This window comes from Streptomyces sp. NBC_00433, assembly GCA_036015235.1.
Taxonomy (GTDB): Bacteria; Actinomycetota; Actinomycetes; order Streptomycetales; family Streptomycetaceae; genus Actinacidiphila.
In genome coordinates this window covers 4,363,870-4,378,355 of sequence record CP107926.1, presented here as the reverse complement: position 1 = coordinate 4,378,355, position 14,486 = coordinate 4,363,870, and the positions used below count along the sequence as shown (strand labels likewise).

Below are 14,486 nucleotides of genomic sequence, written 5' to 3'. Positions count from 1 at the left end.
TAAAGAACGGGGAAAGGAGGGACGCCGGGGATGAGCATCAGTAGGGACCTGCTGGAAAAGGACCTGTACAAGGTCCTCGGCGTCCCCAAGGACGCCACCGACGCCGAGATCAAGAAGGCGTACCGGAAGCTCGCCCGGGAGTTCCACCCGGACGCCAACAAGGGCGACACCAAGGCCGAGGAGCGCTTCAAGGAGATTTCCGAGGCCAACGACGTGCTCTCCGACGCCAAGCGGCGCAAGGAGTACGACGAGGGCCGCGCGCTGTTCGGCAACGGCGGCTTCCGCCCGGGGCCGGGCGCGGGCGGCACCGGCGGCTTCAACTTCGACCTGGGCGACCTCTTCGGCGGCCAGCAGGGCGGCGCGGGCGGCTCGGCACCGGGCGGCCAGGGCGGCGGCTTCGGCGGCGGCCTGGGCGACGTCTTCGGCGGGCTGTTCAACCGCGGCGGCGGCACCAGGGTGCAGCCCAGGCGCGGCCAGGACATCGAGTCCGAGGTCACGCTGAGCTTCACCGAGGCCGTGGACGGCGCCACCGTGCCGCTGCGGATGTCCTCGCAGGCGCCCTGCAAGGCGTGCTCGGGCACCGGCGACAAGAACGGCACACCGCGGGTGTGCCCGACCTGCGTCGGCACCGGGCAGGTCTCCCGCGGCGGCGGTGGCGGCTTCTCGCTCACCGACCCGTGCGTGGACTGCAAGGGCCGCGGCCTGATCGCGGAGACACCCTGCGACGTGTGCCACGGCAGCGGGCGGGCGAAGAGCTCGCGCACCATGCAGGTCCGCATTCCCGCCGGGGTCACCGACGGGCAGCGGATCAGGCTGCGCGGCAAGGGCGCCCCCGGCGAGCGCGGCGGCCCGGCCGGCGACCTCTACGTGGTCGTGCACGTCGGGCGGCACCCGGTCTTCGGCCGCAAGGACGCCAACCTCACGGTGACCGTGCCGGTCAGCTTCGTGGAGGCGGCGCTCGGCGGCGACGTCAAGGTGCCGACGCTGGGCGGCCCCCCGGTCACCCTCAAGCTCCCGCCCGGCACGCCGAACGGGCGCACATTGCGCGCCCGTGGCAAGGGCGCCGTCCGCAAGGACGGCTCGCGCGGCGACCTGCTCGTCACCGTCGAGGTGGCGGTGCCGGAGAAGACCGAGGGCAAGGCGCTGGACGCGCTGGAGGCCTACCGGGAGGCGGTCGGGGACGCCGATCCGCGGGCCGAGCTGTTCAAGGCGGCAAAGGGAGCGTGAACGGATGAGCATCGACGGCCGGATGGACGGTACGGGGGCCGGGCCGCGCGGCCACGGCGGTCCGCGCGGCCGCAATCCGTACCAGCTGACCGAGGAGTCCCCGGTCTACGTCATCTCGGTGGCGGCCGAGCTGTCGGGCCTGCACCCGCAGACCCTGCGGCAGTACGACCGCCTCGGCCTGGTCTCGCCCGACCGCACGGCCGGGCGGGGCCGCCGCTATTCGGCCCGCGACATCGAGCAGCTGCGCGAGGTGCAGCGGCTCTCCCAGGACGACGGCATCAACCTCGCCGGCATCAAGCGCATCATCGAACTGGAGAACCAGGTCGCGGCGCTGCAGGCGAGGGTGGCCGAGCTGTCCGCCGCGGTGGAGGGCGCCGCTGCCGTCATCCAGCAGCGGGAGGCGGCGGTGCACGCGTCCTACCGGCGGGACCTGGTGCCGTATCAGGACGTGCAGCACACCAGCGCGCTGGTCGTGTGGCGGCCCAAGTCCTGAGGAGCGGGGTCCCCGCCGGGGGGTCCCGCCGCTCAGGCGTTGCCCATCGCCCGGGTGAGGGCGATCTCGATGACGACCCGGTGCGGGTTGGGGGCGGGCGTACGGCCGTAGCGCTCGGCATAGCGGGAGACGGCGTCGGCGATACGGTCCCGGTCCTCCGAGACGGTGGCGACGCCTTCGAGGGTCGCCCAGCGGCGGCGGTCGACCTGGCAGACCGCGACCCGCGCGCCGCCGGGGCCCGCCGCCCGTACGTGGGCCGCCTTCGCGCTCGCCGTGTTGGTGATCACCCGGGCGAGCCCCGCCTCCGGGTCGTACGTGACGCCGACCGGTACGACGTGCGGTGAGCCGTCGGGGCGGTGGGTGGTGAGCGTGCACAGGTGGTGTTCGCGCCAGAAGGCGAGGTAGCCCGCCTCGGGGGCGCGGGGATCGCGTCGAACCATGCCACGACGTTAGCCCGGCTCCGGCGGCCGACGGCCCGTCACCCCCGTGTGGGTGACGGGCCGTCGGCCTGCGGGGAGCACTTACCGCCGTGTCGGTCTGCCGAAGTGAAGTTGAGTGGAATAGACTCAACATCGTTCATGTTCCTTTGCGCAACAAGCCATGTGATGTGTTGCGCGGCGCCGGACGCCGCCAGCACGATGGACGGACGAGAAGCACCCGAGGAGGACCAGGCCCTGTGGACGCCGAGCTGACCAACAAGAGCAGGGAAGCGCTCAACGCCGCCAATACGCGGGCGGTTTCCGAGGGCAATCCCGACCTGACGCCCGCGCACCTGCTGCTCGCTCTGCTGAGCGGCGCGGACAATGAGAACGTGCTCGACCTGCTCACCGCGGTCGGCGCCGACCCGGCGGCGGTCACGGCGGAGGCCGGCCGGCTGGTGACGGCGCTGCCGAAGGTGCAGGGCTCGACCGTGGCGCCCCCGCAGGCCAACCGCGACCTGCTCGCGGTCATCGCCGACGCCGCCGAGCGGGCCAAGGAGCTGGGCGACGCGTATCTTTCGACCGAGCACCTGCTGATCGGGATCGCCGTCAAGGGCGGCCAGGCCGGCGACCTGCTCACCCGTCAGGGCGCCGGCGGCAAGCAGCTGCTGACCGCCTTCGAGACCGCCCGTGGAGGGCAGCGCGTGACCAGCGAGGATCCCGAGGGCACGTACAAGGCGCTGGAGAAGTACGGCACCGACTTCACCGCCGCCGCCCGCGAGGGCCGGCTCGACCCGGTGATCGGCCGCGACCAGGAGATCCGCCGGGTCGTCCAGGTGCTCTCCCGCCGCACCAAGAACAACCCGGTGCTCATCGGCGAGCCCGGCGTCGGCAAGACCGCGGTGGTCGAGGGCCTGGCCCAGCGCATCGTGAAGGGCGACGTGCCCGAGTCGCTGCGCAACAAGCGGCTGGTCTCGCTCGACCTCGGCGCGATGGTCGCCGGCGCGAAATACCGCGGCGAGTTCGAGGAGCGGCTCAAGGCGGTGCTGGCCGAGATCAAGGACAGCGACGGCCGCGTCATCACCTTCATCGACGAGCTGCACACCGTCGTCGGCGCGGGCGCCGGCGGCGACTCGGCCATGGACGCGGGAAACATGCTCAAGCCGATGCTCGCCCGCGGTGAGCTGCGGATGGTCGGCGCGACCACGCTCGACGAATACCGCGAGCGGATCGAGAAGGACCCCGCCCTGGAGCGCCGCTTCCAGCAGGTGCTGGTCGCCGAGCCGACCGTCGAGGACACCGTGGCCATCCTGCGCGGCCTCAAGGGCCGCTACGAGGCCCACCACAAGGTGCAGATCGCCGACTCCGCGCTGGTCGCCGCAGCGACGCTGTCCGACCGGTACATCACCTCGCGCTTCCTGCCCGACAAGGCCATCGACCTGGTGGACGAGTCGGCGTCCCGGCTGCGGATGGAGATCGACTCCTCGCCCGTCGAGATCGACGAGCTGCAGCGCGCCGTCGACCGGCTGCGTATGGAGGAGATGGCGCTCAAGAACGAGACCGACCCCGCCTCCGTGCAGCGGCTCGAAAAGCTGCGCAAGGACCTCGCCGACCGCGAGGAGGAGCTGCGCGGCCTGACCGCCCGCTGGGAGAAGGAGAAGCAGGGCCTCAACCGGGTCGGTGAGCTGAAGGAGCGGCTCGACGACATCGACACCCGTATCGAGCGCGCCCAGCGCGACGGCGACTTCGAGACCGCCTCCAAGCTGCTCTACGCCGAGAAGCCCAAGCTGGAGGCCGAGCTGGAGGAGGCCACCCGCGAGGAGCAGGAGGCCGCGGCCCAGGAAACGATGGTCAAGGAGGAGGTCGGCCCCGACGACATCGCCGACGTCGTCGCCGCCTGGACCGGCATCCCGGCCGGCCGGCTGCTGGAGGGCGAGACGCAGAAGCTGCTGCGGATGGAGGAGGAGCTGGGCCGCCGGCTGATCGGCCAGACCGAGGCGGTCCGCGCGGTCTCCGACGCCGTACGCCGCTCCCGCTCCGGCATCGCCGACCCGGACCGCCCGACCGGTTCCTTCCTCTTCCTCGGCCCGACCGGCGTCGGCAAGACCGAGCTGGCCAAGGCGCTCGCCGACTTCCTCTTCGACGACGAGCGCGCCATGGTCCGTATCGACATGAGCGAATACGGCGAGAAGCACTCGGTCGCCCGGCTGGTCGGGGCGCCTCCCGGCTACGTCGGCTACGAGGAGGGCGGCCAGCTCACCGAGGCGGTGCGCCGCCGCCCGTACAGCGTGATCCTGCTCGACGAGGTCGAGAAGGCGCACCCCGAGGTCTTCGACGTGCTGCTCCAGGTGCTCGACGACGGCCGGCTCACCGACGGGCAGGGCCGCACGGTCGACTTCAGGAACGCGATCCTCGTCCTGACCTCCAACCTGGGCAGCCAGTACCTGGTCGACCCGGCGCTGTCCGACGACCAGAAGCGGGAGCACGTGCTCAGCACGGTCCGCGCGTCCTTCAAGCCGGAATTCCTCAACCGGCTGGACGACATCGTGGTCTTCTCCGCGCTGGCCAAGGACGAGCTGCGCCGGATCGCCCGGCTGCAGACCGACCGCCTCGCCGCCCGGCTGCGGGACCGCAGGCTGACCCTCGACATCACCGACGAGGCCCTCGACTGGCTCGCCGACGAGGGCAACGACCCGGCCTACGGCGCCCGCCCGCTGCGCCGCCTGGTGCAGACCGCCATCGGCGACCCGCTGGCCCGCGCCCTGCTGTCCGGCGAGGTCGCCGACGGGCAGACGGTCCGCGTCGACCGTGCGGCCGGCGGCCTGATCGTGGGCGCTTCCACCGGCCCCGACCTGGTCAAATGACCCCGCCCCCGGGTGGTGCGCGCGATGCGTGCCGCCCGGGGTTGTGACGAGCGGGGGCGGATGAGAGAGGATGGGAGGGAGACGTCACGAAGGGACTTCACGGTGAGCATCGACCCGTCCTCGATTCCCAGTTTCGGGGGCCAGCCGGACCCCGACCCGACCGGATCCAACGGCAGTGTGGTCATTCCGGACCAGGACCTGGTCAAGCAGCTGCTTGACCAGATGGAGCTGAAGTACCTCGTGGACGACGAGGGCGACCTCGCCGCCCCGTGGGAGGACTTCCGCACCTACTTCATGTTCCGGGGCGAGGGGGACCAGCAGGTCTTCGCCGTCAGGACCTTCTACGACCGCCCGTATTCGGTCGACGACAAGCCGCAGCTGCACGAGGTCATCGACGACTGGAACCAGCGCACCCTGTGGCCGAAGGTCTACACCCACACGCACGACGACGGCAGTGTCCGCCTGATCGGCGAGGCCCAGATGCTGATCGGCCTCGGAGTCGGCCTGGAGCACTTCGTGTCCAGCACGGTCAGCTGGGTGCGGGCGTCGATCGAGTTCGACAAGTGGGTCGTGGAGACGCTCGGCCTGGCCAAGGACGCGGACACCGACACGGACGGCGACGGCGACGGTCCCACGGAGGTCTGACCTCCGCTCCCCTTCGCATCTGCGAGAGCCCGGCCCCCGTGGCCGGGCTCTCGCATGTCGCGGGGGCGGGCGCGGGCGCCGGGCCGCCTACGCGGACTGCAGCACCGAGAGCACGTTCCCGGCGGGGTCGGTGAACCACGCGATCAGCGGGCCGCCGCCGCGGAAGATGCCCTTGTCGTCCGTCGCGAGGTGCTCGTAGCGCTCGAAGCGCACGCCCCTGCCGGTCAGCTCGTCTACCGCCGCGACGATGTCGGCGACGGGGAAGTTCAGGATCGTGTACGTCGCCGGTGCGTGGTCGGGCTTGGGGTAGACCAGGATGTCGCGGTCACCCGCGATGTGCAGGGTGAGCAGCCCGTTCTCCTCGGACACCCGCAGTCCGAGGGTGTCGCCGTAGAACTTCTTCGCCGCGTCGGTGTCGTCCACCGAGAAGCCGCTGAACGCCTTCGTCGAACCGAACATGATCGTCTCCTGTGAGTCGGACTTACCCATCAGGACCGTGGCGGGGCCCGAAACTCATCGGTGGGGGCCGCGTGGACGCGGCGCGGCGGGTGGCGGGGCGGCATGGCGGCGGGCCGGCGGCAGGCCGGGCCACCCGGGCTGACATAGGGCTTTGCATGAGCATGCGCGACTATGCATACTCTTGCCATGTCTAAGGTTCTTACCAACCTCCCCGCCGGCGAGCGCGTCGGCATCGCCTTCTCGGGCGGCCTCGACACCTCGGTCGCGGTCGCGTGGATGCGCGACAAGGGTGCCGTCCCGTGCACGTACACCGCCGACATCGGCCAGTACGACGAGCCCGACATCGCGTCGGTGCCCGGCCGTGCGATGGCCTACGGCGCCGAGATCGCCCGCCTGGTCGACTGCCGCGCCGCACTGGTCGAGGAGGGCCTGGCCGCGCTCGCCTGCGGCGCCTTCCACATCCGCTCGGGCGGGCGCGCGTACTTCAACACCACCCCGCTGGGCCGCGCCGTCACCGGCACGCTCCTGGTCCGGGCGATGCTGGAGGACGAGGTGCAGATCTGGGGCGACGGCTCGACCTTCAAGGGCAACGACATCGAGCGGTTCTACCGCTACGGCCTCCTCGCCAACCCCCACCTGCGGATCTACAAGCCCTGGCTCGACGCGGACTTCGTGACGGAACTCGGCGGCCGCAAGGAGATGTCGCAGTGGCTGCTCGACCACGGGCTGCCCTACCGCGACAGCACGGAGAAGGCGTATTCCACCGACGCCAACATCTGGGGCGCCACCCACGAGGCCAAGACGCTGGAGCACCTGGACACCGGCGTCGAGACCGTCGAGCCGATCATGGGCGTGCGGTTCTGGGACCCGTCGGTCGAGATCGCCGCCGAGGACGTGACGATCGGCTTCGACCAGGGCCGCCCGGTCAGCGTCAACGGCGTGGAATTCGCCCGCCCGGTCGACCTGGTGACCGAGGCGAACGCCATCGGCGGCCGCCACGGCCTGGGCATGTCGGACCAGATCGAGAACCGGATCATCGAGGCCAAGAGCCGCGGCATCTACGAGGCGCCCGGCATGGCCCTGCTGCACGCGGCCTACGAGCGCCTGGTCAACGCGATCCACAACGAGGACACCGTCGCCCAGTACCACACGGAGGGCCGCCGCCTCGGCCGCCTGATGTACGAGGGCCGCTGGCTGGACCCGCAGGCGCTGATGATCCGCGAATCCCTGCAACGGTGGGTCGGCGCGGCGGTCACCGGCGAGGTGACCCTGCGGCTGCGGCGCGGCGAGGACTACTCGGTCCTCGACACCGCGGGCCCCGCGTTCAGCTACCACCCGGACAAGCTGTCCATGGAGCGTACCGAGGACTCCGCCTTCGGCCCGGTGGACCGGATCGGCCAGCTCACCATGCGCAACCTCGACATCGCCGACTCCCGGGCCAAGCTGGAGCAGTACGCCCAGCTCGGCCTGATCGGCACCGGCAGCCCCGCCATCGGCGCCGCCCAGGCCGCCGCGACCGGCCTGATCGGCACGATGCCCCGGCTCCCCGAGGGCGGAGCCGAGGCCATCGCCTCCCGCGGCGAGGCGGCGGACGACGACGAGCTCCTCGACCTCGCGGCAATGGAGTCCGGCACGGACTGACCCTGCCTGCCTGCCTGCCTGTCTGCCCGGCCGAGCCGTGAATCCCGTCGCGCCCGTGGGACGACGTGGCGCGGCCGGGCCGTCGAAAGCGGCGGACGCACCGCACAGGGTGTTCCCCGGAGGCGCGTCTCAGCCGGTCGGCGGTTCGGCCAGGCGCGACGGACACGTTTACCGATCGGCGCTCACGCCGGATGCAGCACGGCCGCGGCGATCTCGCGCACGCGGTCATGCGTGATCCCGGTGCGCTGTTCGACGGCCAGCGGGTGGTCGGTGGGCTCCAGCTCGATGAAGGGGCGGCTGCCGACCGGTCGCGTATGGGCGTTGGTCTTCAAGTCGGTGGTGCTCTCGGAGTAGAGCGCGAGTTCGGTGCTGAGCCAGCCGAAGTAGGGCCTCTCGGCCTCGCGGCCCACCGTGTTCCACACCTCAAGGGCGCGGGCGAAGTTGTCCTTGCTCAGGGAGACCCAGACGCCCCACGAGAAGACGTCCTCGCTGCCGATCACGGGTATCTCGATCAGGCCCCTGATGAAGAAGTGGCGGCCCCTGATCACGCACTGGTCGGGCGACAGCATGCTGTCCGGATCATCCTCGAAGCGGGGCTCCCAGACATCGGGAGCCATGGTCGAGTAGCCCATGGGGAGGTCTGCGTGGTGGTCGCCGCAGTGTGAGCACGTGAAGCCGAGATCGTCAGACATGGCGCGAGCCTAGCGAGCCCTCAACACCCCTGGCCGCGACATGGTGCCGCGCCATCGGGGCCCGGTCCGATGACGCGGCTCAGCCGTTGAAGGCTTTGCGGAGGCGGCCCGCGGCTTCGGTGAGGACGTCGTGCTTCTTGCAGAAGGCGAAGCGGACCTGGGTGCGGCCGGCGGTGGGGTGGTCCGCACGACGTAGGTGAGGAACTGCTTCGTCGTGCGGACCGCCGCGACCAGTTCAGGGGAGCCGGTCACCCAGGCCACTCCTTCTTCACGCACCCATTCGGTCACAGGGGCAAGTCGTCAGGGAGAAGGCGGAAGGACTTGTGGCGACCGAGCGGGCGCACCGCGCGGAAGTCGCGGCGGTCGAGGGTGAGGACGGCGTCCGTGTCGTATTCAGCCGCGAGGGCGACGTTCACAGCGTCCGCGAGGTCGAGGTTGAGCGCCGCGTACCGGGCTCGCAGGGTCTGGGCGGCGGAGAGGTGGGCCTCGGTGATTTCCGGTACGACGATCCGGCCCGCTCGCATCCACCGCCGGATGTCGTCGATCGCGCTGACGGCTGCTTCCCGTCCCAGCTCGCGGGTCGCGACGTGGTCTATCTCAGCGAGCAGTAGCGGGGACATCACGAGGAGGCCGGCGGCCATGATCGCCTCGTTGGCTCCCTGGTGCTCGGGGTGCGTGGAGTCCAGCGCGGCCAGCGGGCCCGAGGTGTCGGCCACGACGATGATCACGCTGTCACTCCGGAGCCGCCCTCACGCCGGACGGCATCAGCCACGGTGTTGCGGACGTCCTCTTTGGACGGAGTACGCCCAGGCCCTTCGAAGGTCCGGGAGAAAAGTGGTTCGTCCCAGACCCGGTTCGCCATGGCTGCGAGGTGGATGCCTTGCCTGATGATCTCGGCTTCGCTGATACCGCGGCGGGCAGCGGCCTCCTTGATGATCGCGAGATCCTCGGGGTCCGCGTAGACGTTCGTACGTTTCATCGACATGTACCAATCGTAGTCCATGTACCATTGGTGGTGCATGTTGCCGAGTCATCCGCTCGCTTCTCCTGCGGCCGCGTACCCCGCGCACTCCACACTCGCCCCGCACCCGCGAACGGCGCCGACTCGGAGCCCTGAGCCCTCGCCGGAGAGCTGTTCTGACCGAGGGACCCCGTGTCCAGGTCTCTACTCATGGGCCATCCCAGTGGTCCACCACACGTGCTGGTTCGGTGAGCTGCGCTCAGCCGTTGAAGGCTTTGCGGAGGCGGCCCGCGGCGTCGGTGAGGATTTCGTGCTTCTTGCAGAAGGCGAAGCGGACCTGGGTGCGGCCGGCGGTGGGGTGGTCGTAGAAGACGGAGTTGGGGACGGCGACGATGCCGGCGCGTTCGGGGAGGGCGCGGCAGAAGGTCAACGCGTCCACGCCGGGGGTGAGTTCGGCGATGTCGGTGGTGATGAAGCAGGTGCCCTGGGGGACGTGGACCTGGAAGCCTGCGTCGCGCAGGCCGGCGTCGAGGAGGTCGCGCTTCGTGCGGAGGTCGTCGCGGATGCCGGTGTAGTACGTGTCGGGCAGCGCGAGCGCTTCCGCGGCCGCGTACTGGAAGGGGCCGGAGGCGACGTAGGTGAGGAACTGCTTCGTCGTGCGGACCGCCACGACCAGCTCCGGTGAACCCGTCACCCAGGCCACTCCGCCTTCACACACCCATTCGGGTGAACGCTCGCTGTACCGTTCGCTGAGTTGGGCGGCGGATCTAGACTGTGGCTCGTGAGCGCTGCATTCGACTATGAGGACATGCATCACTTGGTGGACCGGCTCACGCCGACCCAGGTGCGCCGTCTGCGCCTGCTCGTCACGCAGGACGAGGAGCTGTCGCAGGTGGCCCTTGCGCTGCCCGCTGTCGAAGAAGCCGAGACCGAGAAGTCCGTCCCGGCCGGGCTGCTCGCACTGATCGGTAGTGTCAACGGCCCTGAAGACTTGGCCGAAGAGCACGACGAATACATTCGCGAGCGCATGCGCGAGCGCTTCGGCGACTCGGCGTGATCGCGACAGTCCTGGACACCGGCCCGCTGGCCGCCGCGTTCAATGCCACCGACCGGCGGCATCCCGAATGCGCCGCGCTACTGACCTCCCTGACAGGTCGCCGCCTCCTGCCGAGCCCGGTCCTGACCGAAGTCTGCTGGTTGCTGGAGCGCTGGCCGAAGGTGGAGGCGGCCTTCCTGACCGAGGTAGCCCGAGGGACCTTCGAGCTCGTCCACCTCACCCCTGCTGACCTTGCGCGCATGAGCGAGCTCATTCTCCAATACGCGGACTTCCCCCTCGGTGGAGTCGACGCCTCCGTCATCGCGGTCGCTGAGCGCTTTGGTGTGGACCGGGTGGCCACTCTTGACCGACGGCATTTCGGCGTTGTCAAGCCGGTGCATCTGGCGGCTTTCACCGTGCTGCCATAGTCACTCGCGCCGTCTCGCGGCAGCCGACATCCGCCGTGTAAGAGCGGTGCTCAGGCGTTGAAGGCTTTGCGGAGCCTTGATGCCGCGTCGGTGAGGATTTCGTGCTTCTTGCAGAAGGCGAAGCGGACCTGGGTGCGGCCGGCGGTGGGGTGGTCGTAGAAGACGGAGTTGGGGACGGCGACGACGCCGGCGCGTTCGGGGAGGTTGCGGCAGAAGGCGAGGGCGTCCTCCTCGCCGAAGGGAGCGATGTCGGTGGTGATGAAGTACGTGCCCTGGGGTTCGTACACGGCGAAGCCTGCGTCGCGCAGGCCGGCGTCGAGGAGGTCGCGCTTGGACCGCAGGTCGTCGCGGAAGTGCTCGTAGTACGAGTCGGGCAGGGCCAGGGCCTCCGCGATCGCGTACTGGAAGGGGCCGGAGGCCACGTAGGTCAGGAACTGCTTGGCCGTGCGGACGGCCGCGACGAGTTCGGAGGAGCCCGTCACCCAGGCCACTCCTCGTTCGCACGCCTCATATCTCGGTATCCGAGCCGGCACTCTTTGTGACGGCGGCGCCCGGGTGAAAATCAGAGCGTAATCAGAGTACAGTCTGAGTATGAGCATTGCGTCCGTGGAGCCGGAGCCGGAAGCCGTCACGTTCACTGACCTGTCCAGAAACCCGAAGGCTGTGGCTGCCAAGGCTGCGGCGCTGGGGAGCTTGCGCGTCACGCATAGGGACGCGCCTGACATGGTGCTGACCACGGCTGTCCATGCGGAGCGCGCCGAAGAGAACCTGACCACCGCATCTCGGCTGTTCCTCGCGCTGATGAAGCAGGACGAAGGCGCGCGATCGCTGCTGCTCGCGCTGCCCGAGGTCTTCCCCTGGGTGCGCCACCTGGATGGTGAGGAGGTCCGTGAGTTCACGGTGGAACTCCTGGACGCGCTTTCCGACGCCGCCGAGCTGGGTGCCCGGGAGGCGGTGCACCGCGCGATCGTCTCCTGGCGGGCGACCGCTCGCATCAATGCCGACCCCGACCAGCTCAGGGAAGCACTCCGCCCGTTGGACGGCCTCGACCTCGGACCGGTCGAGGCGCACGAGTGAGCCCGAAGAAGGGCGATCGGGTCAGTGTCCCGCCGCTGAACGGCTGGAACGTTATCTACGGGACGACAGAGGCCGCCACCGGGTGGGAGGAACTGTGCCGAGTGGCGCTGCCCAACGCCCACCGCTGTCTGGAAGCCCTGCGTACCGACCCCCTGTCGCGAGCCAACTGGAACCGCCAGCACCAGCTCCGCGGTCGCCATGCCACGAGGGAGTGGAAGGGCTCCGAGCTTGAGCAGTGGGAGTACGAGATCACCAGCGGCGGGAGAGTCCGTTACCTGGTCAACCCACAGGCCTCCATGGTGATCTTGGTCTACGCATCTCCGCGGCATCCGAAGGACACCGAGTAGCTCTCGTCCTTCCGGAGCGGGCGGCACCCCAGGAAGGTTCGGCCTCATCCGCCTTTCGGCAGGCCGGCCAAGCGCCGGGCGTGGTCGATGAGGTCGGGGAGGCGCAGGGTCCGGTCGCCGGCTCCTGGGAGGGGGACGTGGAGCAACCGGGTCCAGCGGGTGGGAATCGCGTGGAAACCGTGGACGGCTCCGGCGAGGCCGCCGGTGACCGCGGCGACGGTGTCGGTGTCGCCGCCGAGGTCGACGGCCGCCCGTACCGCGTCCTCGTACGAGGTAGTGGTGCGCACGGCCCAGACCGCGGAGCCGAGACAGGGCCAGACGGCACCGTTGAACTCGGTGGCCCGGTTCGGGTGCCAGTTCGCGTCCAGGACGACGGAGTACCGGTCCCGGTGGTTGGGCCGCACGTGGGCGAGCGCGGACGGGACGGCGGCGATCGGGTCCGCACCCTCCAGCGCGACGCGTACGAGGTCGTGAAAGATCGCTGTGCCCTCCCAGGCGGCGGGGTCGCCGTGGGTGAGCGCGGAGATCGCGCGGGCGGCGCCCATGGTTGCCTGCCGGCCCCGAGGGGCGAAGTGGACCGCGGACGTCGTGGCGCGCATCAGGGCGCCGTTCCCGGCGGCTCGGTGGTTGCTCGCGAAGTGCGCGGCGGCAGCGGCGTCCCACGGCCTGCCATTGGTCAACACGTCCTCGGTCTGCAGGCCGATGTCCTTTGGGTCGGCGGCCGCCCACCGCCGGAAGCGGGCGAAGACGTCCGGGAGGTCCAGCCCGCCGCGCTCCAGCAGGGATTCCCCGAGGTGTACGGCCATCTGCGTGTCGTCGGTGGCCTCACCGGCATCCCAGCCGCCGCCCCCGCACATCTCCTCGGAGTCAGCATCCCGGGGAAACCGGCTGGAGAACGCTCCAACGGGTCCGAACTCGAAGGGAGCACCGAGCGCGTCCCCCACCGCCGATCCCACGACGGCGCCGACGGCACGCTCTGTCCTGTCCATCCCGGCAGGCTACGCCGGGGGTGCTCAGCCTTTGAACGCCGTGCGGGGGCGTTGGGCGGCGTCGATCAGGACGTCGTGTTTCTTACAGGAAGGTGAAGCGGACCTGGGTGCGGCCGGCGGTGGGGCGGTCGTAGAAGACGGAGTTGCGGACGGCGACGACGCCGCAGCGTTCGGGCGGGTGGCGACGCGGTCGATCTCCGCGAGCAGCAGCGGCGGCGTCACGAGAGACCGGCGGCCGGGAGCTGTCCCGGGGCGTGGCTGCGTGCGGGTCATCCCACGCGCGTGGTGGGCAGGCCCAGGGCTGCTCGGAAGGCGCGTTCCTGGGACGTCGTTGTCTGCGCCTGCGCGTTTCGCACCGCGTTCTTGAGGCTCGGGAGGGACACCATCCGGGAGGCGTTGCGCCAGAGAGGGGTGAGCGTGGCAAGCCGTTGAAGGAGGGCGCCGGCCGGCCCTTGGTCCGGGACGGGCCAGCGGTGCATCTTCACCAACTGCGCCTCGGTGGTCAGGGAGTCGGCGACACCGCCCGCCCAGTTCTGGTAGGAGTCCAGGCTGCTTTCTCCCCACTTCTGCGGGGACTCCGCCAGTGCGGACTCGGGCCGCTGCGCCGCGTCGAGATAGGCGTACTGGTCGGGGGACAGCGTGGTCTGGTCGTGCCGCAGGCTGGCGGCGGCCGGTCCGGGGGCCGGGACCCAGTAGCAGACGCCGCTGTGGTCGCCGGCCGCCCACTGGCCCCGCGTCGGCAGGAAGAAGCGAACGGGGGCGACGGATGGTGCAAGGGTCCAGCTGTCCATGTCGTACTGCGGGGCCAGATTTCCGCAGTCAATGTCGGCAGTGGGACCCCAGGACCGCGTGGTCGGGGCGTCGGAGCCGGCGACGATGAACCTGCCGAACACCTCCGCGTTGTGCGGTCGGTCGCAGGGCACGACGTGGACTGCCCCCGGTGCTCCGATCCCGCCCTTCAACGTGACGCGACCGGCGGTGAAGCAGTCCCCGAGGACCAGGTGCCGCGGGTCGGGGTCGGAGGTGGGCGCAGCGCCCCGGGGGCTCGCGGTGGTGCTCGCCCTGCTGGTGGACGCCGAGCCCGAGTCACCGCTCTTGGCGCCGGAGCACCCGGCGATGAGGGCGAGCGTCAGCGCCGCGGCGCCCGCTCGTGCAACGACGGCGACCACACGACGAAAGTTCCCCATGCCCATCCCCCCCGACGACCC

General features: G+C 70.5%; 16 protein-coding genes and 2 pseudogenes. 9 read left to right on the top strand and 9 right to left on the bottom strand.

Annotated elements, in window-relative coordinates:
• Positions 1-30 precede the first annotated feature (30 nt).
• Both dnaJ and OG900_18510 read left to right on the top strand, forming a co-directional pair.
• Positions 31-1,227, top strand: a complete 1,197-nt coding sequence (gene dnaJ / locus OG900_18515; protein WUH91901.1) for a molecular chaperone DnaJ — start codon at positions 31-33, stop codon at positions 1,225-1,227.
• 22 nt (positions 1,228-1,249) lie between these two features.
• Entirely contained in the window at positions 1,250-1,720 is a 471-nt protein-coding gene (locus OG900_18510) for a helix-turn-helix transcriptional regulator (GenBank protein WUH95823.1), read from the top strand.
• A gap of 32 nt (positions 1,721-1,752) precedes the next feature.
• On the opposite strand, the gene OG900_18505 is transcribed toward OG900_18510, so the two are convergent.
• Positions 1,753-2,160: a TIGR03618 family F420-dependent PPOX class oxidoreductase gene (locus OG900_18505; GenBank protein ID WUH91900.1), complete on the bottom strand. Its 408-nt coding sequence runs from the start codon at positions 2,158-2,160 to the stop codon at positions 1,753-1,755.
• A 236-nt stretch (positions 2,161-2,396) separates the two neighbouring features.
• Here OG900_18505 and clpB point away from each other — a divergent pair, with 236 nt between their 5' ends.
• Positions 2,397-5,003, top strand: a complete 2,607-nt coding sequence (gene clpB / locus OG900_18500) for an ATP-dependent chaperone ClpB (protein WUH91899.1) — start codon at positions 2,397-2,399, stop codon at positions 5,001-5,003.
• 102 nt (positions 5,004-5,105) lie between these two features.
• Complete coding sequence (locus OG900_18495) at positions 5,106-5,648, top strand: YbjN domain-containing protein (GenBank protein ID WUH91898.1); 543 nt, start codon at positions 5,106-5,108, stop codon at positions 5,646-5,648.
• A gap of 87 nt (positions 5,649-5,735) precedes the next feature.
• Here the strand turns inward: OG900_18495 and OG900_18490 are convergent, their stop codons facing one another.
• Complete coding sequence (locus OG900_18490; protein ID WUH91897.1) at positions 5,736-6,107, bottom strand: VOC family protein; 372 nt, start codon at positions 6,105-6,107, stop codon at positions 5,736-5,738.
• Positions 6,108-6,293: 186 nt separating this feature from the next.
• Here OG900_18490 and argG point away from each other — a divergent pair, with 186 nt between their 5' ends.
• Positions 6,294-7,748, top strand: a complete 1,455-nt coding sequence (gene argG, locus OG900_18485) for an argininosuccinate synthase (protein ID WUH91896.1) — start codon at positions 6,294-6,296, stop codon at positions 7,746-7,748.
• A 182-nt stretch (positions 7,749-7,930) separates the two neighbouring features.
• On the opposite strand, the gene OG900_18480 is transcribed toward argG, so the two are convergent.
• The 4 genes and pseudogenes from OG900_18480 to OG900_18465 all read right to left on the bottom strand — a co-directional run bounded on the left by OG900_18480 (position 7,931) and on the right by OG900_18465 (position 10,104).
• Complete coding sequence (locus OG900_18480; GenBank protein WUH91895.1) at positions 7,931-8,440, bottom strand: DUF2199 domain-containing protein; 510 nt, start codon at positions 8,438-8,440, stop codon at positions 7,931-7,933.
• A gap of 284 nt (positions 8,441-8,724) precedes the next feature.
• Positions 8,725-9,168 (bottom strand): PIN domain-containing protein, encoded by a 444-nt coding sequence (locus OG900_18475; GenBank protein WUH91894.1) that lies wholly within the window; start codon positions 9,166-9,168, stop codon positions 8,725-8,727.
• Positions 9,165-9,425, bottom strand: a complete 261-nt coding sequence (locus OG900_18470) for a ribbon-helix-helix domain-containing protein (protein ID WUH95822.1) — start codon at positions 9,423-9,425, stop codon at positions 9,165-9,167. The genes OG900_18475 and OG900_18470 overlap by 4 nt, the downstream gene beginning before the upstream one ends.
• A gap of 235 nt (positions 9,426-9,660) precedes the next feature.
• Positions 9,661-10,104, bottom strand: a pseudogene (locus tag OG900_18465) (aminotransferase class I/II-fold pyridoxal phosphate-dependent enzyme).
• Between the two features lie 78 nt (positions 10,105-10,182).
• Between OG900_18465 and OG900_18460 the strand changes: the two are divergent.
• Together OG900_18460 and OG900_18455 are read left to right on the top strand one after the other, a co-directional pair.
• Positions 10,183-10,458, top strand: coding sequence for a hypothetical protein (locus tag OG900_18460; GenBank protein WUH91893.1), 276 nt, complete (start codon positions 10,183-10,185; stop codon positions 10,456-10,458).
• Complete coding sequence (locus tag OG900_18455; GenBank protein WUH91892.1) at positions 10,455-10,865, top strand: PIN domain-containing protein; 411 nt, start codon at positions 10,455-10,457, stop codon at positions 10,863-10,865. Before OG900_18460 ends, OG900_18455 begins: the two co-directional genes overlap by 4 nt.
• A 50-nt stretch (positions 10,866-10,915) precedes the next feature.
• On the opposite strand, the pseudogene OG900_18450 reads toward OG900_18455, so the two are convergent.
• Positions 10,916-11,356, bottom strand: a pseudogene (locus tag OG900_18450) (aminotransferase class I/II-fold pyridoxal phosphate-dependent enzyme).
• A gap of 100 nt (positions 11,357-11,456) precedes the next feature.
• On the opposite strand from OG900_18450, the gene OG900_18445 reads away from it, so the two are divergent.
• Together OG900_18445 and OG900_18440 are read left to right on the top strand one after the other, a co-directional pair.
• Positions 11,457-11,942, top strand: a complete 486-nt coding sequence (locus OG900_18445; GenBank protein WUH91891.1) for a prevent-host-death family protein — start codon at positions 11,457-11,459, stop codon at positions 11,940-11,942.
• Positions 11,939-12,289 carry a hypothetical protein gene (locus OG900_18440; GenBank protein WUH91890.1) on the top strand — a complete coding sequence of 117 codons (351 nt, stop codon included), beginning with the start codon at positions 11,939-11,941 and terminating at the stop codon, positions 12,287-12,289. Before OG900_18445 ends, OG900_18440 begins: the two co-directional genes overlap by 4 nt.
• Before the next feature lie 44 nt (positions 12,290-12,333).
• Here OG900_18440 and OG900_18435 read toward each other — a convergent pair whose 3' ends face one another.
• The gene (locus tag OG900_18435) at positions 12,334-13,278 is read right to left on the bottom strand and encodes an ADP-ribosylglycohydrolase family protein (GenBank protein ID WUH91889.1); all 945 of its coding nucleotides are present in this window, start codon (positions 13,276-13,278) and stop codon (positions 12,334-12,336) included.
• A gap of 269 nt (positions 13,279-13,547) precedes the next feature.
• Positions 13,548-14,447, bottom strand: coding sequence for a septum formation family protein (locus tag OG900_18430; GenBank protein ID WUH91888.1), 900 nt, complete (start codon positions 14,445-14,447; stop codon positions 13,548-13,550).
• Positions 14,448-14,486: the final 39 nt, after the last annotated feature.